Annotated in this window: 20 protein-coding genes, 1 other RNA gene and 3 pseudogenes; 12 read left to right on the top strand and 12 right to left on the bottom strand. The window is 48.5% G+C overall.

Translation table 11 applies throughout. The annotated features are described in order from the left end of the window. The 3 genes and pseudogenes from K0778_RS20805 (at position 1) to K0778_RS20795 (ending at position 2,233) form a co-directional block, all read left to right on the top strand. The gene (locus K0778_RS20805) at positions 1–519 is read left to right on the top strand and encodes a YfiR family protein (protein ID WP_001212391.1); all 519 of its coding nucleotides are present in this window, start codon (positions 1–3) and stop codon (positions 517–519) included. After that, positions 509–1,735 (top strand): annotated as a pseudogene (gene dgcN, locus K0778_RS20800) (diguanylate cyclase DgcN). Before K0778_RS20805 ends, dgcN begins: the two are co-directional and overlap by 11 nt. Before the next feature lie 15 nt (positions 1,736–1,750). Beyond that, positions 1,751–2,233 (top strand): OmpA family protein, encoded by a 483-nt coding sequence (locus K0778_RS20795; RefSeq protein WP_000589847.1) that lies wholly within the window; start codon positions 1,751–1,753, stop codon positions 2,231–2,233. A 75-nt stretch (positions 2,234–2,308) separates the two neighbouring features. Here the strand turns inward: K0778_RS20795 and rplS are convergent, their stop codons facing one another. The 5 genes from rplS to ffh all read right to left on the bottom strand — a co-directional run bounded on the left by rplS (position 2,309) and on the right by ffh (position 5,920). After that, positions 2,309–2,656: a 50S ribosomal protein L19 gene (gene rplS, locus K0778_RS20790; RefSeq protein ID WP_000065253.1), complete on the bottom strand. Its 348-nt coding sequence runs from the start codon at positions 2,654–2,656 to the stop codon at positions 2,309–2,311. A 41-nt stretch (positions 2,657–2,697) separates the two neighbouring features. Continuing rightward, on the bottom strand, positions 2,698–3,465 hold the full coding sequence (trmD, locus tag K0778_RS20785; RefSeq protein WP_000264777.1) for a tRNA (guanosine(37)-N1)-methyltransferase TrmD: 768 nt from the start codon (positions 3,463–3,465) through the stop codon (positions 2,698–2,700). 30 nt (positions 3,466–3,495) lie between these two features. Continuing rightward, positions 3,496–4,044 (bottom strand): ribosome maturation factor RimM, encoded by a 549-nt coding sequence (gene rimM, locus K0778_RS20780; protein WP_000043335.1) that lies wholly within the window; start codon positions 4,042–4,044, stop codon positions 3,496–3,498. An 18-nt stretch (positions 4,045–4,062) separates the two neighbouring features. Continuing rightward, positions 4,063–4,311 (bottom strand): 30S ribosomal protein S16, encoded by a 249-nt coding sequence (gene rpsP, locus K0778_RS20775; protein ID WP_000256450.1) that lies wholly within the window; start codon positions 4,309–4,311, stop codon positions 4,063–4,065. A gap of 247 nt (positions 4,312–4,558) precedes the next feature. Further along, positions 4,559–5,920: a signal recognition particle protein gene (ffh, locus tag K0778_RS20770; protein WP_000460035.1), complete on the bottom strand. Its 1,362-nt coding sequence runs from the start codon at positions 5,918–5,920 to the stop codon at positions 4,559–4,561. A 166-nt stretch (positions 5,921–6,086) separates the two neighbouring features. On the opposite strand from ffh, the gene K0778_RS20765 reads away from it, so the two are divergent. Further along, positions 6,087–6,878 carry an inner membrane protein YpjD gene (locus tag K0778_RS20765; protein ID WP_001338897.1) on the top strand — a complete coding sequence of 264 codons (792 nt, stop codon included), beginning with the start codon at positions 6,087–6,089 and terminating at the stop codon, positions 6,876–6,878. Positions 6,879–6,898: 20 nt separating this feature from the next. Further along, positions 6,899–8,185 carry an HlyC/CorC family transporter gene (locus K0778_RS20760; RefSeq protein ID WP_010723175.1) on the top strand — a complete coding sequence of 429 codons (1,287 nt, stop codon included), beginning with the start codon at positions 6,899–6,901 and terminating at the stop codon, positions 8,183–8,185. Positions 8,186–8,239: 54 nt separating this feature from the next. Here the strand turns inward: K0778_RS20760 and grpE are convergent, their stop codons facing one another. Beyond that, positions 8,240–8,833 (bottom strand): nucleotide exchange factor GrpE, encoded by a 594-nt coding sequence (grpE, locus tag K0778_RS20755; RefSeq protein WP_001296310.1) that lies wholly within the window; start codon positions 8,831–8,833, stop codon positions 8,240–8,242. A gap of 122 nt (positions 8,834–8,955) precedes the next feature. Here grpE and nadK point away from each other — a divergent pair, with 122 nt between their 5' ends. The 3 genes from nadK (at position 8,956) to bamE (ending at position 12,071) form a co-directional block, all read left to right on the top strand. After that, on the top strand, positions 8,956–9,834 hold the full coding sequence (nadK, locus tag K0778_RS20750; RefSeq protein ID WP_001059169.1) for an NAD(+) kinase: 879 nt from the start codon (positions 8,956–8,958) through the stop codon (positions 9,832–9,834). A gap of 85 nt (positions 9,835–9,919) precedes the next feature. Then, positions 9,920–11,581: a DNA repair protein RecN gene (gene recN / locus K0778_RS20745; protein WP_000880910.1), complete on the top strand. Its 1,662-nt coding sequence runs from the start codon at positions 9,920–9,922 to the stop codon at positions 11,579–11,581. Between the two features lie 148 nt (positions 11,582–11,729). Then, on the top strand, positions 11,730–12,071 hold the full coding sequence (gene bamE, locus K0778_RS20740) for an outer membrane protein assembly factor BamE (protein ID WP_001203437.1): 342 nt from the start codon (positions 11,730–11,732) through the stop codon (positions 12,069–12,071). 61 nt (positions 12,072–12,132) lie between these two features. Here bamE and K0778_RS20735 read toward each other — a convergent pair whose 3' ends face one another. Both K0778_RS20735 and ratA read right to left on the bottom strand, forming a co-directional pair. Next, on the bottom strand, positions 12,133–12,423 hold the full coding sequence (locus tag K0778_RS20735) for an RnfH family protein (RefSeq protein WP_001117838.1): 291 nt from the start codon (positions 12,421–12,423) through the stop codon (positions 12,133–12,135). Continuing rightward, positions 12,413–12,850: a type II toxin-antitoxin system toxin RatA gene (ratA, locus tag K0778_RS20730; protein WP_001300750.1), complete on the bottom strand. Its 438-nt coding sequence runs from the start codon at positions 12,848–12,850 to the stop codon at positions 12,413–12,415. Before ratA ends, K0778_RS20735 begins: the two co-directional genes overlap by 11 nt. 170 nt (positions 12,851–13,020) lie before the next feature. On the opposite strand from ratA, the gene smpB reads away from it, so the two are divergent. From smpB to K0778_RS20710, 4 genes are all read left to right on the top strand, one after another. After that, positions 13,021–13,503 carry an SsrA-binding protein SmpB gene (gene smpB, locus K0778_RS20725; RefSeq protein ID WP_000162574.1) on the top strand — a complete coding sequence of 161 codons (483 nt, stop codon included), beginning with the start codon at positions 13,021–13,023 and terminating at the stop codon, positions 13,501–13,503. 214 nt (positions 13,504–13,717) lie between these two features. After that, positions 13,718–14,080, top strand: a transfer-messenger RNA (tmRNA) gene (gene ssrA / locus K0778_RS20720). 209 nt (positions 14,081–14,289) lie between these two features. Beyond that, entirely contained in the window at positions 14,290–15,321 is a 1,032-nt protein-coding gene (locus tag K0778_RS20715) for a hypothetical protein (protein ID WP_021530618.1), read from the top strand. A gap of 51 nt (positions 15,322–15,372) precedes the next feature. Beyond that, positions 15,373–15,717, top strand: coding sequence for a hypothetical protein (locus tag K0778_RS20710; RefSeq protein WP_000054185.1), 345 nt, complete (start codon positions 15,373–15,375; stop codon positions 15,715–15,717). Between the two features lie 84 nt (positions 15,718–15,801). On the opposite strand, the gene K0778_RS20705 is transcribed toward K0778_RS20710, so the two are convergent. From K0778_RS20705 to K0778_RS20690, 4 genes and pseudogenes are all read right to left on the bottom strand, one after another. Next, positions 15,802–16,014: a hypothetical protein gene (locus K0778_RS20705; RefSeq protein ID WP_021530619.1), complete on the bottom strand. Its 213-nt coding sequence runs from the start codon at positions 16,012–16,014 to the stop codon at positions 15,802–15,804. A 198-nt stretch (positions 16,015–16,212) separates the two neighbouring features. After that, a pseudogene (locus K0778_RS20700) lies at positions 16,213–16,675 on the bottom strand (recombinase family protein); the annotation flags it as partial. A 69-nt stretch (positions 16,676–16,744) separates the two neighbouring features. Further along, positions 16,745–16,879: pseudogene (locus K0778_RS20695) on the bottom strand (tail fiber assembly protein); the annotation flags it as partial. A gap of 48 nt (positions 16,880–16,927) precedes the next feature. Further along, positions 16,928–19,246: pyocin knob domain-containing S74 family peptidase (locus K0778_RS20690; RefSeq protein WP_250666410.1), on the bottom strand; the 2,319-nt coding region annotated here is incomplete at its 5' end.

The following is a 19,246-nucleotide window of genomic DNA, read 5'->3' as shown; positions in this document are numbered from 1 at the left end:
ATGCGTTTTTCTCACCGACTGTTCTTACTTCTGATTCTCCTGCTGACGGGAGCACCAATACTCGCTCAGGAGCCTTCTGACGTTGCGAAAAACGTGCGTATGATGGTTTCCGGTATTGTCAGTTACACCCGCTGGCCTGCGCTATCAGGGCCACCAAAGTTATGTATCTTTTCATCTTCACGTTTTAGTACCGCCCTACAAGAGAATGCCGCGACATCTTTGCCTTATCTGCCTGTCATCATTCACACTCAACAAGAGGCGATGATTTCAGGCTGCAATGGTTTTTATTTTGGCAATGAGTCACCGACATTCCAGATGGAATTAACCGAACAATATCCGTCAAAGGCGTTATTATTAATTGCCGAACAAAATACCGAGTGCATTATTGGTAGCGCCTTTTGTCTGATCATCCACAATAATGACGTCAGATTTGCCGTAAACCTGGATGCCTTATCGCGTAGCGGTGTAAAGGTCAACCCGGATGTCTTAATGCTCGCACGGAAGAAAAATGATGGATAACGATAATTCTCTTAATAAGCGCCCCACGTTTAAAAGAGCATTACGCAACATCAGTATGACCAGCATATTTATCACTATGATGCTGATCTGGTTGCTGCTTTCCGTGACCTCGGTGCTGACCCTGAAACAGTACGCGCAAAAAAACCTGGCACTGACAGCAGCAACAATGACTTACAGTCTGGAAGCAGCTGTCGTTTTTGCCGATGGCCCTGCAGCAACTGAAACACTGGCAGCGCTGGGCTAGCAAGGGCAATTTTCAACTGCAGAAGTACGTGATAAGCAGCAAAATATTCTGGCATCCTGGCATTACACCCGTAAGGATCCAGGCGATACTTTCAGTAATTTCATAAGCCACTGGCTCTTCCCTGCCCCCATCATTCAGCCGATTCGTCACAATGGTGAAACCATTGGCGAAGTACGCTTAACCGCTCGCGACAGTTCAATCAGCCATTTTATCTGGTTTTCGCTCGCCGTACTGACCGGTTGTATTCTGCTGGCATCAGGCATCGCAATTACCCTCACCCGCCATTTGCACAATGGCCTGGTAGAAGCGCTGAAAAATATCACCGATGTCGTACATGATGTGCGTTCCAACCGCAATTTTTCCCGACGAGTTTCGGAAGAACGTATCGCTGAGTTTCACCGCTTCGCTCTCGACTTCAACAGTCTGCTGGATGAAATGGAAGAGTGGCAGCTTCGTTTACAGGCTAAAAATGCGCAGCTTCTACGTACCGCGCTACATGACCCATTAACCGGGCTGGCTAACCGCGCAGCGTTTCGTAGCGGCATCAACACGTTGATGAACAATTCCGATGCCCGAAAAACGTCGGCGTTACTATTTCTTGATGGCGATAATTTCAAATACATCAATGATACCTGGGGTCATGCGACGGGCGATAGAGTCTTGATTGAAATCGCAAAACGGTTAGCTGAATTTGGCGGGCTGCGACATAAAGCATACCGCCTGGGCGGCGATGAATTCGCTATGGTGCTCTATGATGTACAGTCGGAATCTGAAGTGCAGCAGATATGTTCAGCACTGACACAAATCTTTAATCTCCCGTTTGATCTTCATAATGGCCATCAGACCACCATGACATTAAGCATTGGTTACGCGATGACCATTGAGCACGCCTCTGCGGAAAAATTACAAGAGCTTGCCGATCACAATATGTATCAGGCCAAACACCAGCGTGCCGAAAAGCTGGTGAGATAACAAGGATATATCGATATGATAAAGCACCTGGTAGCACCCCTGGTTTTCACCTCACTAATACTGACTGGCTGCCAGTCCCCTCAGGGAAAGTTTACTCCTGAGCAAGTCGCCGCTATGCAATCTTATGGATTTACTGAATCCGCCGGCGACTGGTCGCTGGGCTTATCAGATGCCATTCTGTTCGCAAAAAATGACTACAAATTGCTCCCGGAAAGCCAGCAACAGATCCAAACCATGGCAGCTAAATTGGCCTCGACAGGGCTAACACATGCCCGTATGGATGGACACACCGATAACTATGGTGAAGACAGTTACAACGAAGGCTTATCATTGAAACGGGCGAATGTCGTGGCCGATGCATGGGCTATGGGTGGACAAATTCCACGCAGCAATCTCACCACACAGGGTTTAGGAAAAAAATATCCCATAGCCAGTAACAAGACCGCCCAGGGCCGCGCCGAGAACCGCCGCGTCGCAGTGGTGATTACTACCCCTTAAAACACCAGCAAACAGATAAAAAAGGGCCAGCCAATTGGCCAGCCCTTCTTAACAGGATGTCGCTTAAGCGAAATCTTAGTTAAGACGCTCTTTGATACGAGCAGCCTTACCAGTACGCTCACGCAGGTAGTACAGTTTAGCTTTACGAACAGCACCACGACGTTTGACAGAAATGCTGTCAACTACCGGAGAGTGAGTCTGGAAGACACGCTCAACGCCTTCGCCGTTGGAAATTTTACGAACAGTGAATGCAGAGTGCAGACCGCGGTTACGAATAGCGATAACCACGCCCTCGAATGCCTGCAGACGTTTTTTGGAACCTTCAACAACCCATACTTTCACTTCCACGGTATCACCCGGACGGAAGGAAGGTACGTCCTGCTTCATCTGCTCTTGTTCAAGTTGCTTAATAATGTTGCTCATAATTTAATCTCTTATCCTGGGTAAACTGATATCTCGGGGGCTTACGCCATCCCATCATGTTTATGTTGCTGTTGTGCGTGTTCCGTTTTGAACTCCGCCAGCAACCTTGCTTGCTCTTCAGTCAGAGCCAGGTTTTCCAGAAGTTCAGGTCTTCTAAGCCAGGTACGGCCCAGCGACTGTTTCAAACGCCAGCGACGTATCTCGGCATGGTTGCCCGACAGTAACACTGGCGGAACTTCCATCCCTTCTAACACCTCAGGCCGCGTATAGTGCGGGCAATCCAGCAATCCTTCAGCAAAGGAATCTTCCGTTGCCGAGGCTTCATGTCCCAGTACTCCCGGAATAAACCGGGAAACGGAGTCAATCAGCGTCATTGCTGGTAACTCACCACCACTGAGAACGTAATCGCCGATTGACCATTCTTCGTCAATTTCGGTTTGGATCACGCGCTCATCTATACCTTCGTAGCGACCGCACACCAGAATCAATTTTTGATTCGTTGCCAGTTCGCTGACGCCCGCTTGATCAAGCTTGCGTCCCTGTGGTGACAGATAAATCACCTTTGCGCCTTCACCCGCCGCGGCTTTTGCTGCATGAATGGCGTCCCGCAAGGGTTGCACCATCATTAACATCCCCGGTCCGCCGCCGTAAGGACGATCGTCCACGGTACGGTGCCGGTCATGCGTGAAGTCGCGAGGACTCCAGCTCTGGATGCTCAGCAGGCCATTTTTAACTGCCCGGCCAGTTACCCCGTAATCGGTAATTGCGCGGAACATTTCAGGAAACAGGCTAATTATGCCAATCCACATAGCGCCGTCTTTTACCGTTTATCCGGTGGTTTAAAAACCAGGATCCCAATCTACTTCGATTGAACGAGTAGTGAGATCGACTTTCTTGATAACCTGCCCATCGAGGAACGGTACGAGACGTTCCTTGATACCAAACGCATCTTTCAGGTTTGCCTTAATGACGAGAACGTCATTAGATCCGGTTTCCATCATATCGACGACTTTACCGAGATCGTAGCCTTCAGTGGTTACTACCTGGCAGCCCATCAGGTCTTTCCAGTAGTAGTCCCCCTCTTCAAGCTGAGGCAGCTGCGATGAATCCACGACAATTTCACAATTCGTCAGCAGGTTCGCCGCATCACGATCGTCAACGCCTTTCAGCTTGATGATCATGTCCTGATTGTGGTGCTTCCAGCTTTCCAGCTGGACTTGCTGCCACTGACCCGCCTTCTGGATAAACCAGGGCTGATAGTCAAAAATGCTTTCGGCGTCTTCGGTGGAAGAAAACACTCTGAGCCACCCACGAATACCGTAAGACGAACCCATTTTTCCCAAAACGATGGGATCAACAGGTGCTTGCGCGGTGAGTTGTTTGCTCATCATGACCACCGTGACAGATTAAGCTGCTTTGTTTACTTCTTTGATCAGCGCAGCAACGCGATCAGAAATAGTTGCGCCCTGGCCAACCCAGTGAGCGATGCGATCCAGATCCAGGCGAGTGCCTTCTTCTTTTTCGCTAGCGATTGGGTTGAAGAAACCAACGCGCTCGATGAAGCGACCGTTGCGTGCATTACGGCTGTCAGCGACAACAACCTGGTAGAACGGACGCTTTTTAGCGCCGTGACGTGCTAAACGAATAGTTACCATAACATCCTCTTGTGTGAATAAAACAACCGGACCCCATCGAGGAACGGAGTCCGGTGTCATATTAAAAGCCCAAAATTTTACTCATTTTTGCGGGAATTGCAATCAACAGTTGCTAACTCTGCTGTAAAAGGCCGTCGGCGGTGCAGCCAGTTTGGTGCCGGAGTGCGCGCAGTCACCGGAGCGTACACGCAGTACGTGAGGATGACGAGCACATCCCGGTGCCAAAATGGCAAACAAGCCAGGCCGATTAGCGACCAGGGAAGCCTGGGGGCATCATACCCTTCATGCTTCTCATCATCTTCGCCATTCCGCCCTTCTTCATTTTCTTCATCATGCGCTGCATGTCGTCGAACTGTTTCAGAAGACGGTTAACGTCCTGCACCTGCATACCGCAACCGGCAGCAATACGGCGTTTACGCGAACCTTTGATGATTTCTGGCTTAGCGCGCTCTTTCATCGTCATCGAGTTGATGATGGCTTCCATACGCACCAGCACTTTATCGTCCATCTGTGACTTGACGTTATCCGGGATCTGCCCCATGCCCGGCAGCTTGCCCATCAGACTAGCCATGCCGCCCATATTTTTCATCTGGCGCAGCTGCTCAAGAAAGTCGTTGAGATCGAAGCCGTCACCTTTTTTCAGCTTGCTGGCTAATTTCTCTGCCTGCGCGCGGTCAACTTTGCTTTCGATATCTTCGATCAGCGACAGTACGTCGCCCATGCCGAGAATACGCGACGCGATGCGGTCCGGATGGAACGGCTCCAGCGCCTCAGTTTTCTCGCCAACACCGAGGAACTTGATCGGTTTGCCAGTGATGTGACGAATAGAGAGCGCCGCACCGCCGCGGGCATCGCCGTCCACTTTGGTCAACACTACGCCGGTAAGCGGTAACGCTTCATTGAATGCTTTTGCCGTATTGGCCGCATCCTGACCGGTCATGGCGTCAACCACAAACAGGGTTTCAACCGGGTTAATCGACGCATGGACTTGTTTGATCTCGTCCATCATCGCTTCGTCAACGTGCAGACGACCAGCGGTATCCACCAGCAGCACGTCGTAGAATTTCAGTTTGGCTTCTTTCAGCGCCGCGTTAACGATATCTACCGGCTTCTGACCAACATCAGAAGGGAAGAAATCAACGCCCACCTGCTCTGCCAGCGTCTCAAGCTGTTTGATTGCCGCCGGGCGATAAACGTCGGCAGAAACCACCAGCACTTTCTTCTTGTGCTTCTCGCGCAGGAACTTACCGAGTTTACCAACGCTGGTTGTTTTACCGGCACCTTGCAGGCCCGCCATCAGTACGACCGCAGGCGGTTGCGCAGCCAGGTTCAGGGTCTGGTTCTCTTCGCCCATCGCCGCAACCAGTTCGTTACGGACTATTTTGACGAACTCCTGCCCCGGCGTCAGGCTCTTATTAACTTCATGACCAACCGCTTTCTCTTTTACGCGATTGATAAACTCACGCACTACCGGCAGAGCTACGTCCGCCTCCAGCAGCGCCATGCGCACTTCGCGCAGCGTATCTTTTACGTTGTCTTCAGTGAGGCGTCCACGGCCACTGATATTGCGCAGCGTGCGCGACAAACGATCGGTTAAATTATCAAACATTGTCTCTCGCCTGGGGTGGAAACGGTTGGCCGCAATCGCGACACATCATCAGTATTTTGCCGCAGTATAACATGAAGGCGTCTTTGTTGTTATGCAACGGTTGGAGCAGCGTTCACCTGACGCTATACTGCTTCTCTTTCTTATTGCTCAAACTGTCGACATCACTATGCCCGTTTTTGCTCTGCTCGCGCTTGTCGCCTACTCCGTCAGTCTTGCGCTGATTGTTCCCGGTCTGCTGCAAAAAAACGGCGGCTGGCGGCGCATGGCTATTATTTCTGCGGTCATTGCGCTGGTCTGCCACGCAATCGCTCTGGAAGCCCGCATCCTGCCCGACGGTGATAGCGGACAAAACCTCAGCCTGCTGAACGTTGGTTCATTGGTCAGTTTGATGATCTGTACGGTAATGACCATTGTGGCTTCTCGCAATCGTGGCTGGCTGCTGCTACCCATTGTCTATGCCTTTGCGCTTATCAACCTGGCGCTGGCAACCTTCATGCCCAATGAATACATCACCCATCTGGAAGCTACGCCTGGGATGCTGGTGCACATTGGCTTATCGCTCTTTTCCTATGCCACGCTAATTATCGCCGCCCTGTACGCGCTGCAACTGGCGTGGATTGATTACCAACTGAAGAACAAGAAGCTGGCGTTTAACCAGGAAATGCCGCCATTGATGAGTATCGAGCGTAAAATGTTCCACATCACGCAGATTGGCGTGGTGCTGCTAACGCTCACGCTTTGCACTGGCCTGTTCTACATGCACAACTTATTTAGCATGGAAAATATCGACAAGGCTGTGCTCTCTATCGTGGCGTGGTTTGTCTATATTGTGCTGCTGTGGGGACATTATCATGAAGGATGGCGTGGACGCCGCGTCGTCTGGTTTAACGTTGCGGGCGCGGTAATTCTGACACTGGCCTACTTCGGCAGCCGAATTGTCCAGCAGTTAATCAGCTAAACCCAGAAAAGGAGTTTCCCCTGGAACACATTTCTACTACTACGTTGATCATTATTCTGATCATCATGGTGGTCATTTCAGCCTATTTTTCCGGGTCCGAAACCGGAATGATGACCCTCAACCGCTATCGTCTGCGACATATGGCGAAACAGGGTAATCGCTCGGCCAAACGCGTCGAAAAATTGCTGCGTAAGCCAGACCGCCTGATAAGCCTGGTGTTAATCGGCAATAACCTGGTCAATATTCTTGCCTCCGCGCTCGGCACTATTGTTGGGATGCGTTTGTACGGCGATGCGGGCGTGGCAATTGCGACTGGTGTGCTGACTTTTGTCGTACTGGTATTTGCTGAGGTATTGCCGAAAACCATTGCCGCGCTGTACCCGGAAAAAGTCGCTTATCCGAGTAGTTTTCTGCTGGCTCCGCTGCAAATTTTGATGATGCCGCTGGTCTGGTTGCTGAATGCTATCACCCGTATGCTGATGCGCATGATGGGTATCAAAACCGATATCGTGGTTAGCGGCTCTTTGAGCAAAGAAGAGTTGCGCACTATCGTGCACGAATCACGCTCACAAATTTCCCGTCGCAATCAGGATATGCTGCTGTCGGTGCTCGATCTGGAAAAAATGACCGTTGATGACATCATGGTGCCGCGCAGTGAAATTATCGGTATTGATATCAACGATGACTGGAAATCGATTCTGCGCCAACTCTCCCACTCACCTCACGGGCGCATCGTGCTCTACCGTGATTCGCTGGACGACGCCATCAGTATGCTGCGAGTACGTGAAGCCTGGCGGTTGATGTCGGAGAAAAAAGAGTTCACCAAAGAAACCATGCTGCGCGCCGCGGACGAGATCTATTTTGTGCCGGAAGGTACGCCGCTCAGCACGCAGTTGGTAAAGTTTCAGCGCAACAAAAAGAAAGTCGGCCTGGTCGTCAACGAGTATGGAGACATTCAGGGGCTGGTGACGGTTGAAGATATTCTGGAAGAGATTGTCGGCGATTTCACTACGTCGATGTCGCCAACACTTGCCGAAGAGGTCACGCCGCAAAACGACGGTTCGGTGATTATCGATGGCACCGCCAACGTGCGGGAAATCAACAAAGCCTTTAACTGGCATCTACCGGAAGATGATGCCCGCACGGTTAATGGCGTCATTCTTGAGGCACTGGAAGAGATCCCTGTCGCAGGCACCCGCGTGCGTATTGGCGAGTACGATATCGATATTCTCGACGTACAGGACAATATGATTAAGCAGGTAAAAGTTTTTCCTGTGAAACCGCTGCGCGAGAGTGTGGCGGAGTAACGAAAACGGCCCGGCATTCGCATGCAGGGCCGTGAATTATTACGAAAGCAGAAATTAAGCTTTTGCTTTCGCTACAGTAACCATCGCCGCACGAATCGTACGACCATTCAGCGTATAACCCTTCTGCATAATGCCCAGTACGTTACCTGGCGCAACGTCATCAGATTCCACCATTGCGATGGCCTGATGCACATTCGGGTCCAGTGGGACGTTAGTTTCGGCGATCACTTCAACGCCAAACTTACGCACAACATCCAGCATCGACTTCAGCGTCAGCTCAATGCCTTCAACCATCGCAGACATATCCGGGTTAGCTTTATCAGCCACTTCCAGCGCACGATCCAGGCTATCAATCACCGGCAGCAATTCGTTGATGAATTTCTCCAGCGCGAATTTGTGGGCTTTTTCAATATCCAGTTCAGTACGACGACGCAGGTTTTCCATTTCGGCTTTTACACGCAAAATGCCGTCACGTTCACGGGTCTGGGCTTCAGCCAGCTGAGCTTCGAGATTCGCAATTTTTTCATCGCGCGGATCCACCTGCTCAGCAGAAGCTTCTGGCTCAACTGCCTCAATCTCTTCGTGCTGATCCATGATAATTTCTTCCGGGGCTTGCCCCTCAGGCGTTTTCTGTTCTTTACTACTCATGAATTTCTCCGCGTTTTTTTCGCATTCATCTCGCTAACTTCGCTTATTATGGGGATCAGTTTCAGGGTTTCAAGGGAAGCACTCACATTGTCATCAATCTTCGCAACAAGGACCTCGGAAAAATGAATAATCATTTCAAGTGTATTGGCATTGTGGGACACCCACGGCACCCCACTGCACTGACAACACATGAAATGCTCTACCGCTGGCTGTGCACAAAAGGTTACGAGGTCATCGTTGAGCAACAAATCGCTCACGAACTGCAACTGAAGAATGTGAAAACTGGCACGCTCGCGGAGATTGGGCAACTAGCTGATCTCGCGGTAGTCGTTGGTGGCGACGGTAATATGCTGGGCGCGGCACGCACACTCGCCCGTTACGATATTAAAGTTATTGGAATCAACCGTGGCAACCTGGGTTTCCTGACTGACCTTGACCCCGATAACGCCCAGCAACAGTTAGCCGATGTGCTGGAAGGCCACTACATCAGCGAGAAACGTTTTTTGCTGGAAGCGCAAGTCTGTCAGCAAGATTGCCAGAAACGCATCAGCACCGCGATAAATGAAGTGGTGCTTCATCCAGGCAAAGTGGCGCATATGATTGAGTTCGAAGTGTATATCGACGAGATCTTTGCGTTTTCTCAGCGATCTGATGGACTAATTATTTCGACGCCAACAGGCTCCACCGCCTATTCCCTCTCTGCAGGCGGTCCTATTCTGACCCCCTCTCTGGATGCGATTACCCTGGTGCCCATGTTCCCGCATACGTTGTCAGCACGACCACTGGTCATAAACAGCAGCAGCACGATCCGTCTGCGTTTTTCGCATCGCCGTAACGACCTGGAAATCAGTTGCGACAGCCAGATAGCACTGCCGATTCAGGAAGGTGAAGATGTCCTGATTCGTCGCTGTGATTACCATCTGAATCTGATTCATCCGAAAGATTACAGTTATTTCAACACATTAAGCACCAAGCTCGGCTGGTCAAAAAAATTATTCTAATTTTACGCCAGCCTCTTTACTGTATATAAAACCAGTTTATACTGTACACAATAACAGTAATGGTTTTTCATACAGGAAAACGACTATGTTGGCACAACTGACCATCAGCAACTTTGCTATCGTTCGTGAGCTTGAGATTGATTTTCATAGCGGCATGACCGTAATAACTGGCGAGACCGGCGCGGGTAAATCTATTGCAATAGATGCCCTCGGTCTTTGTCTCGGTGGTCGCGCTGAAGCCGACATGGTGCGTACCGGCGCTGCTCGCGCTGACCTGTGCGCCCGTTTTTCTCTGAAAGATACGCCAGCGGCTCTGCGCTGGCTGGAAGAAAACCAGCTTGAAGACGGGCATGAATGTTTGCTTCGTCGCGTGATCAGCAGCGATGGTCGCTCCCGTGGTTTCATCAACGGTACAGCTGTTCCTCTGTCACAACTGCGCGAACTGGGTCAGTTGCTGATTCAGATCCATGGTCAGCACGCTCATCAATTACTCACCAAACCTGAGCACCAAAAATTCCTGCTTGATGGCTATGCCAATGAAACCTCTCTACTGCAGGAAATGACCGCACGTTATCAGTTGTGGCATCAAAGCTGCCGTGACCTCGCGCATCATCAACAGTTAAGTCAGGAACGCGCCGCCCGTGCGGAACTGCTGCAATACCAATTAAAAGAACTTAACGAATTTAATCCGCAGCCCGGAGAGTTTGAACAAATCGACGAAGAGTACAAACGTCTGGCGAACAGCGGTCAATTGCTGACCACCAGCCAGAATGCATTGGCATTAATGGCCGACGGTGAAGACGCAAACCTGCAAAGTCAGCTTTACACGGCTAAACAACTGGTGAGCGAATTGATTGGCATGGACAGCAAACTGTCCGGCGTACTTGATATGCTGGAAGAAGCTACCATCCAGATTGCTGAAGCCAGCGATGAACTGCGCCACTACTGCGATCGTCTGGATCTCGATCCCAACCGACTATTTGAACTTGAACAGCGCATCTCAAAACAGATTTCGCTGGCACGTAAACATCACGTCAGCCCTGAGGCATTGCCACAGTATTACCAGTCGCTACTGGAAGAACAGCAGCAACTGGACGATCAGGCCGACTCACAAGAAACGCTTGCGCTGGCGGTAACGAAACATCATCAGCAGGCACTGGAAATCGCGCGCGCATTACACCAACAACGCCAGCAATATGCAGAAGAACTTGCACAGCTGATCACCGACAGTATGCATGCGCTCTCAATGCCGCATGGGCAGTTTACGATCGATGTTAAATTTGACGAGCATCACCTGGGCGCTGACGGTGCCGATCGTATTGAGTTTCGGGTAACCACCAACCCAGGTCAGCCAATGCAGCCTATTGCCAAAGTCGCATCCGGTGGTGAATTGTCCCGCATCGCACTGGCAATCCAGGTCATCACGGCGCGTAAAATGGAAACCCCGGCACTGATTTTTGATGAAGTGGATGTAGGGATTAGCGGTCCAACAGCGGCAGTTGTCGGCAAACTGCTGCGTCAACTCGGCGAATCAACTCAGGTGATGTGTGTTACCCACCTGCCACAAGTCGCGGGATGTGGTCATCAACACTATTTTGTCAGCAAAGAAACCGATGGTGCGATGACAGAAACGCATATGCAATCCCTGAATAAAAAAGCGCGGTTACAAGAGCTGGCGCGCCTGCTTGGTGGCAGTGAAGTCACACGTAATACACTGGCGAATGCGAAAGAACTGCTTGCAGCGTAAACTTTTTTCCTGCTTCACGGTCAGAGTAAACAGCAAAACGCCGTAAGACCGGAAAGCAAAAGGTTTTAAAGTGATGAAAGGTCTATTATCATCGGCATATTACAGATGAGCCACGTACTGCTCGGGCCCGAAAAGGAATCAAATCACTATGCGCTGTAAAACGCTGACTGCTGCAGCAGCAGTACTATTGATGTTGACCGCAGGCTGTTCCACTCTGGAGCGAGTGGTTTACCGTCCTGACATCAACCAGGGGAACTATCTGACCGCTAACGACGTATCCAAAATACGTGTTGGCATGACGCAACAACAAGTTGCGTACGCATTGGGTACACCGCTGATGTCCGATCCATTTGGTACGAATACCTGGTTCTATGTCTTCCGCCAGCAACCAGGTCATGAAGGTGTAACTCAGCAAACGCTGACGCTGACCTTTAACAGTAGCGGTGTGTTGACCAATATTGATAACAAACCTGCGCTGAGTGGTAACTAATAATAAAGTTGCTCTCAAAGACGTTAAAAAAGGTGCTCAATGAGCACCTTTTTTCTGTCTGTTATTTATTCGCTGATTTTTCTGCTCGTTGCCTGCGAAGCTCTTTCGGATCGGCAATGAGAGGGCGATAAATCTCCACCCGATCGCCATCATGCACACTATCGCTTAGTTTTGCCGGACGGCTGTAAATGCCGACTTTGTTTTTAGTTAAATCGATATCGGTACGCAATTCCAGCAAGCCACTGGCGCGAATAGCTTCTTCAACCGTCGCGCCCTCCTGCAGCGTCACTCGCTGCAGGTACTGCTTCTCAGGTAGCGCATAAGCCACCTCAACGGCAATTTTACCTGGCACTGTAAACCTCTTTCGCACGAACCGTAAAAGCCTGGACCATATTAGCCGCCAGCTCTTTAAACACGCGACCAAAGGCGAGTTCAATCAACTTATTGGTAAACTCAAAGTCGAGATGAAACTCGATACGACACGCCTCCTGGCTCAGCGGCGTAAACTTCCATCCACCAATCAATTTCTTGAACGGCCCATCCACCAGATTCATAAGAATACTTTGGTTACTGGTCAACTGGTTGCGGGTAGTAAACGTTTTGCTGATCCCAGCCTTAGAGACATCTACCGCCGCAGTCATCTGCCCAGGAGTGGACTCCAGAATCCGACTTCCGGTACAACCCGGCAAAAACTGAGGATAAGACTGAACGTCATTCACTAACTGATACATTTGCTCCGCGCTGTAGGGTACCAGTGCGGTCCGGCTAATCTGAGGCATAACAATTTCCATCAACAAAAATCCAACAAATAATATCATTTATCCTGCTGTAAAAAAAACGCTATCCCGGCGCTGGGTAACATCGGGTTCATGCTAAGATAGAGCCTTGTCCCCCGCAGGATTGATATGGGGTGTTTTCGATTTCAGATTACCGATGATTCACGACGCTTATGACGAAGAAAAAAGCACATAAACCTGGTTCAGCGACCATCGCGCTTAACAAGCGCGCCCGTCACGAATACTTTATCGAAGAAGAGTTCGAAGCGGGACTTGCCCTGCAAGGCTGGGAAGTTAAATCCCTGCGCGCAGGAAAAGCCAATATCAGCGACAGCTACGTCCTTCTGCGTGACGGAGAGGCATTTCTGTTTGGCGCTAACATCACGCCAATGGCCGTGGCCTCCACGCATGTGGTGTGCGATCCTACCCGTACCCGCAAGTTACTTCTCAACCAGCGCGAACTGGACTCATTGTACGGTCGCGTCAATCGAGAAGGCTATACCGTAGTGGCGCTCTCCCTGTACTGGAAAAATGCCTGGTGCAAAGTGAAAATCGGCGTCGCCAAAGGTAAGAAACAGCACGATAAACGTTCAGATATCAAAGAGCGCGAATGGCAGGTGGATAAAGCACGTATCATGAAAAACGCCCACCGTTAAACCTGCACTCCAATTATTGACCAGTTCCTCACCGCGCCTCCCTCTCCGGCGGCGCGAATGAACATCTTATTGGCTATCACATCCGACACAAATGTTGCCATCCCATTGCTTAATCGAATAAAAATCAGGCTACATGGGTGCTAAATCTTTAACGATAACGCCATTGAGGCTGGTCATGGCGCTCATAAATCTGGTATACTTACCTTTACACATTGGGGCTGATTCTGGATTCGACGGGATTTGCGAAACCCAAGGTGCATGCCGAGGGGCGGTTGGCCTCGTAAAAAGCCGCAAAAAATAGTCGCAAACGACGAAAACTACGCTTTAGCAGCTTAATAACCTGCTTAGAGCCCTCTCTCCCTAGCCTCCGCTCTTAGGACGGGGATCAAGAGAGGTCAAACCCAAAAGAGATCGCGTGGAAGCCCTGCCTGGGGTTGAAGCGTTAAAACTTAATCAGGCTAGTTTGTTAGTGGCGTGTCCGTCCGCAGCTGGCAAGCGAATGTAAAGACTGACTAAGCATGTAGTACCGAGGATGTAGGAATTTCGGACGCGGGTTCAACTCCCGCCAGCTCCACCAATCATGATTGGACGGTGTAAGGACAACACCAACAGAAACAGGAAGTTAGCAGTCTCAGCAGGACACCGACCAGACGGTGAGGAGACAAAAAAGGATACGCAAAGGAGCCGCGGCTCTCAAGTGTGAAAGAAGCCCGCAAATTGCGGGCTTTTTTATTGATCAGTCAACAATAAACAGTAACCGAATGAGAATTTAATAAGGATATTCATATGGAAGCTACTGTGGATTCGATTGATTTTCTGATCCGTAGTGAAGATGATTTTCTAAACTTTCTGGAAGAAATGAAAGCCCGAGAGGGGCTTGATTCTAAAGAGTTTATTTTCCCTAACGTAAAGTTTGCAGGCTGGCCATCCTTAGACATAAATGTTAAAGGAGAGCGGTATCATTCATCAATTACATCAGCAATGTTGTTTGGTATGTCAATGCTCAACGAGGAGATACAGCGGGCGTTTGCAACCATACGATACGGATCGCAGAATCTTCAACGCTTGACTAATGAAGACAAGCAACGACTTGATATAAATTTTAAAATTAGCGAAGGTTCTAGTGATGCGGAAGGCACCACTGACAAGATCATCAACGCAGTAACTGATTTTTTGCGAGATACTATGTCTGGACTGAACGGCTGGCAGAAAATGCTTGTTATAATCACAATGGTTGGCGCGGCCAGCACATGTGGTTATCACTACATTTCAGAAAATGCCGTAACAGAAAGACATGCAACTGATCGGCAGGTTGAAATTGCGAAAACCACATCCGATGGCATAAACAAAGCCATAGAAGCAACATTAGATTATAAAATCTATGGGAAATCAGCGATTAGCGATAAAGTTACTAGTCACGGACAAGCAGGTAAAAGTGCTTTAGTGAAGCAATTAGCTGCTGATCCTACTGTCGAAACCGTGACTTTAGGAAATGAGAAACTAACACGACAAGACCTAAATACCTACAACAGCCGACAATCTGTAGATAGAGAACGTAAAGAACGAACTGATATATTTTCCATCAAAGGTGTAACCAGAACAGGGCCAACAAATCAGGATATTAATATTAACGTTGTTAGGGTCTCTAATGACGAATGCTTCACAATCAAAGCTTCAGCTGATGTTATCACCCAAGATGAGTTGACAGCTATTGTTGACGCTTTGTCAAACAACTCTCATATTAAAATCAGTTACTTAGAGGTAATTGAAAAGGGTGCTGTTTCTATAGGTCAGTTCAACACTATTGTTTCAGAATAATCACTTAACCCCATTTATGTAGGTTGAGGTTATAAGTCACGGAGACCAGATATGTCCTTAAAGTATGCACATGAAAAATTTCATACGGCAGTACTTACTCTTGCAGGCCATGGAAGTATTCAAGAACGCTTGATTAATTCGTATGTTTTTAGCCTTGGGCATCTTAAAACAGCCGATGATATTCCAAATGCCTTACAAAGCAGGTTCGATGAATTATGTAAGGAACTGACTAAGTTTGATGCCACTGGCGATGAGGGGCGAGTTCAAGCAACAGTATCAAAACTTAACGATTTCGAGATCAATAAACTGATCGAAGATATTGTCAGTCTTAACGATGATATTTGCATGAAATTGGCTCTGACGGATGAGACTTACCAAGACATACACCAAAGTTAATTGATTAAATTCAAAAAGTTAACGTTCAACCAGCCAGTTTTTGGCTGGTTTATTGTCTTATAATATTCTTGCTCGAATGATGCACTATTTATGATGTAATCCGGACATCAGTTCATGGACAAGATTATCTCTTTCATTGTGTTGCAACCGTAAATGCATAGCAAAAAGGTGAGCGCTATCCTCATTCCTCTTCAAGCCATGCTGTTCAAGATCCCCGAAAAAACGGCTTCTCTTATCCGCTATTTCCTGAGTCTGACGTGCAACATTTACCAAATTTTCTAGCGTTTTTCTTGGCATACTATTTCCTCCTGAAATTGTTGTAATTCACTAGGATATTCATTTTAATTTGTATCATTTAGTACCAAAACCGCTATCAATTAACAAAGCCATCGTTGTGGTTTACCTTGCAGCCGTTTTTTGTCATTGACTCTATGTGAAAATAATGAATCATCATGAGATTGGCTCACACGTTCTTGAATTCGACGAGCTGTGTCTTTATTTATCTCCTGCCGGAAACCTCTGATACAAAGTCGATACGCCAACATCATAGATAATCGCAACTTTCTGGCGCGGAACTCCTGATGCAATTAATCGTCCGGCTTGTGCCCATTGTTCTGGTGTAAGTTTGGGACGACGTCCACCAATTCGTCCCTGTACGCGAGCAGCTTCCAGTCCAGCTTTTGTTCGTTCAACAATCAGTTCTCGTTCCATTTCAGCCAGGGCCCCCATCACATGAAAGAAAAAACGCCCCATTGGGGTACTGGTATCAATTGAATCCGTCAGACTACGAAAGTTGATGCCTCGTTCGCGCAACTCCTCCACCAGCACGACAAGATGCCGCATACTGCGCCTCAGTCGGCCCAGTTTCCAGACCACCAGAGTGTCACCTGCCGATAATGTCCTGAAAATTTTTTAGCCCGGGTCTTTCGGGCGTTGTAATGCTGATTTTATATTCAAAATCAGCACGAACTCTTCTTAGGCCAGCAAGTTCTTGTATATGACGTGACTATGGCTACAACAGGAACGATTATTCCATAACAGGGGTTGCAGGCCACTCAATATCCGGTGCAGTTGATGTATCAACACGGTTCAGCAACACCCGATACTTTTTCCATGCGGCCAGTAACGCTTTCTCTTCCTCCGTTGCGATTTCCAGCTCAACAACAGTCTGAACGTACCGGGAACAGCCTCCTTCAGAGCTTGAAGGATATCAATGTTCGCTTCCTGTTAACTGCCGGACAAGTGCAACCAGTTCGCTTACCTGATTTTCCAGAGTGCTGATCCGGGTGTCTGCTGTTGCCAGATTTTCACGTAGCGTTGTGTTTTCCTCTTCCAGCGCGGTAACGCGATCATCTGTTTCACGGGCGACCTGAACAAGTAAACCCGTCACCGCAGCATAGTCAACGCTAAGGCATTTCATCTCTTCGCGTAACACTTCGCCGTCAGTTGTTGGCCCCTGTAGCTCTTTACCGTAACGAGTGGTAAACACTATCGCTTCAGGCAGTGCATCCATTACTTCTTGTGCAATAATGCCAGCATAAGGCAGGCGTTCGCCCTTAAACGTGTAGGTGTACCCATTCATTTTACGGATTGATTCGGTAGCGTCACCTATAACCTTAATGTTGTCTTTAAGGCTTTGATCAGATATTTGGGTTAGCGTCTTACACGAAATATTACCGTTAACTTCAAATATTTTGCTACCCGATGATGTTTCTTGTGCGTAAAACATGTAACCGTTGCTGTTACCAACCTCAAAAATGCTTTCCCTTCCGCTTTTACCCCACACCGTAACACTCCACGACTGCGCCGAAGTGTTTGAGTTTTTTATAATAAGACGGGGGCCATCCTCACGTGGTTTGAGGATAAAGTCAACGTTTGAGCTAACTCCTTCTTCTGTGAGGGTTAGCTTCTTGTTTGTAATACCTGTTTGCAGACTAATAGCGCCACTATCGCCACTTATCTGCACTTGTGAATTGGTTCTGTGGTTTTTCAGGCACAACATTTTCCCTGTGCTTGCTGACGTACCAACAGACCACGATAAATTAGTTCCGGTGCTATCAACACCGCGCACGGTACAATCCATACTGTCATAATCGTTCGCACTACCCAGCACATCAACGCGCCCGCCGCCGGATTTTACCGGGTCGGTTGTGGTTAATGACTTAACTGTTACATCCTGATTCCATCCTGAAACAACTACCTCACGCCATGCTGTCCAATTACCATTAGTAACAAAACGAACATGCACGCGTCCTTTGTCGCCGCTAATCAGCGTTTGCATGTTTATATAATCTGAATCACTAACCTTACGAATTGACTCTACACGAAGCAAAAAGTTGCCGCCTACGCCGTCAGGCTTATTGGTAATATTTGCACCACCTCCGGCAGTTCTGCATTGATAGTATTTAACTGATCCTTTATCTGTGCCTTTTATGGTCAGATTATTAAGATCAACAGTCACTGCAGAAATGCTTTCAGGTTCAATTGCTCCAGATATACCTGCGTTGAATGTAGCAAGGTCAGAAAAGGTTGTTTTACCGCCTACCGTTAACCAGCTATCTAGTTTTGCTTGTGTAATTACTCTACTGTTTTTTGTGTGGTCAGAATAACTACCAAAATACAAATCACCGTCACCGTATATGCCGAGATATTTTTGGTCAACGCCATCAACCTTAAATCCAATGGATAAATTTTTAATTGTGTTATTGCGCGTTAAAACCAAAGGCGTATGCTGTGATCCTTTGATATTTACCGTGGTATCATCGGAGCTAGTGCTTGTGTTTGCAAATTCTGCGGTTACGCTTTTGACTTTTTTAGCCGCTGTGAGATTCTGAACCTCAACCACCCCGTCGTGGCGAACAATAAGATCACCGTTTGTTTCACCTTTTGCGTTTTTAGCCCTAATGCGAACTTCGCCAAGCGAATCAGTGTTAGGACCAGCATAGATTATGCCGCGCTCTTGGTTAGTGCCAGTATAAAACCGCACAGCGGCAGCACCTGCTCCATCTTTTGCCCTAAGGAATAGTGACGGAGTATCTTTATAGACCGCCAGGTCGCCAGACATAATATCGCCGGATTTTTTCACCTGCGCATCATTAGTTACGTTGCCAAGTCCAACATCCGATTTCGACGGCTTGTTTGCCGAGCCGTATAGCTGATTAACTTTAAAAGTCCCGCCGTCAAGACCTCTATCATTTCCAGCGTATACCTTAACATTCCCGCTTGAGTAGTCGATATTGATCGCTGACCACGTATCGCCGCACCGCGAGAATATACCAGAACCGTGGCTATAAATGGTCGCCGTGCTTCCGGTCGGCTTATCACCGCGCCAGAAATGACCACCTTTGTCACGCAGAGCTTTTAAGATCTCTACATCGCTCATCTTGCCGGTTGTTGATATCCCGCTACCTCCAAGACCGAAAGCGCCTGTAAGCATAGCATTAGAAAGACCCAAATCTGCTTTAGTCGGCTTGTTTAACTGGTCGTAAATCCTTACAACGGGGCTTTCAACATATCCAGAAGGCGCGGC

It is taken from the genome of Escherichia sp. XD33 (assembly GCF_019375075.1).
In the GTDB taxonomy this organism is placed as follows: domain Bacteria; phylum Pseudomonadota; class Gammaproteobacteria; order Enterobacterales; family Enterobacteriaceae; genus Enterobacter; species Enterobacter flexneri_A.
The sequence above is the reverse complement of the archived record's forward strand: the minus strand, read 5'-3'. Positions and strand labels throughout refer to the sequence as shown.

Bases quoted from the DNA above. Each gene is read 5' to 3' on its own strand.
- K0778_RS20805 (WP_001212391.1), top strand. From the start codon at position 1: ATGCGTTTTTCTCACCGACTGTTCTTACTTCTGATTCTCCTGCTGACG.
- K0778_RS20795 (WP_000589847.1), top strand. From the start codon at position 1,751: ATGATAAAGCACCTGGTAGCACCCCTGGTTTTCACCTCACTAATACTG.
- rplS (WP_000065253.1), bottom strand. From the start codon at position 2,656: ATGAGCAACATTATTAAGCAACTTGAACAAGAGCAGATGAAGCAGGAC.
- trmD (WP_000264777.1), bottom strand. From the start codon at position 3,465: ATGTGGATTGGCATAATTAGCCTGTTTCCTGAAATGTTCCGCGCAATT.
- rimM (WP_000043335.1), bottom strand. From the start codon at position 4,044: ATGAGCAAACAACTCACCGCGCAAGCACCTGTTGATCCCATCGTTTTG.
- rpsP (WP_000256450.1), bottom strand. From the start codon at position 4,311: ATGGTAACTATTCGTTTAGCACGTCACGGCGCTAAAAAGCGTCCGTTC.
- ffh (WP_000460035.1), bottom strand. From the start codon at position 5,920: ATGTTTGATAATTTAACCGATCGTTTGTCGCGCACGCTGCGCAATATC.
- K0778_RS20765 (WP_001338897.1), top strand. From the start codon at position 6,087: ATGCCCGTTTTTGCTCTGCTCGCGCTTGTCGCCTACTCCGTCAGTCTT.
- grpE (WP_001296310.1), bottom strand. From the start codon at position 8,833: ATGAGTAGTAAAGAACAGAAAACGCCTGAGGGGCAAGCCCCGGAAGAA.
- nadK (WP_001059169.1), top strand. From the start codon at position 8,956: ATGAATAATCATTTCAAGTGTATTGGCATTGTGGGACACCCACGGCAC.
- recN (WP_000880910.1), top strand. From the start codon at position 9,920: ATGTTGGCACAACTGACCATCAGCAACTTTGCTATCGTTCGTGAGCTT.
- bamE (WP_001203437.1), top strand. From the start codon at position 11,730: ATGCGCTGTAAAACGCTGACTGCTGCAGCAGCAGTACTATTGATGTTG.
- ratA (WP_001300750.1), bottom strand. From the start codon at position 12,850: ATGCCTCAGATTAGCCGGACCGCACTGGTACCCTACAGCGCGGAGCAA.
- smpB (WP_000162574.1), top strand. From the start codon at position 13,021: ATGACGAAGAAAAAAGCACATAAACCTGGTTCAGCGACCATCGCGCTT.
- K0778_RS20715 (WP_021530618.1), top strand. From the start codon at position 14,290: ATGGAAGCTACTGTGGATTCGATTGATTTTCTGATCCGTAGTGAAGAT.
- K0778_RS20710 (WP_000054185.1), top strand. From the start codon at position 15,373: ATGTCCTTAAAGTATGCACATGAAAAATTTCATACGGCAGTACTTACT.
- K0778_RS20705 (WP_021530619.1), bottom strand. From the start codon at position 16,014: ATGCCAAGAAAAACGCTAGAAAATTTGGTAAATGTTGCACGTCAGACT.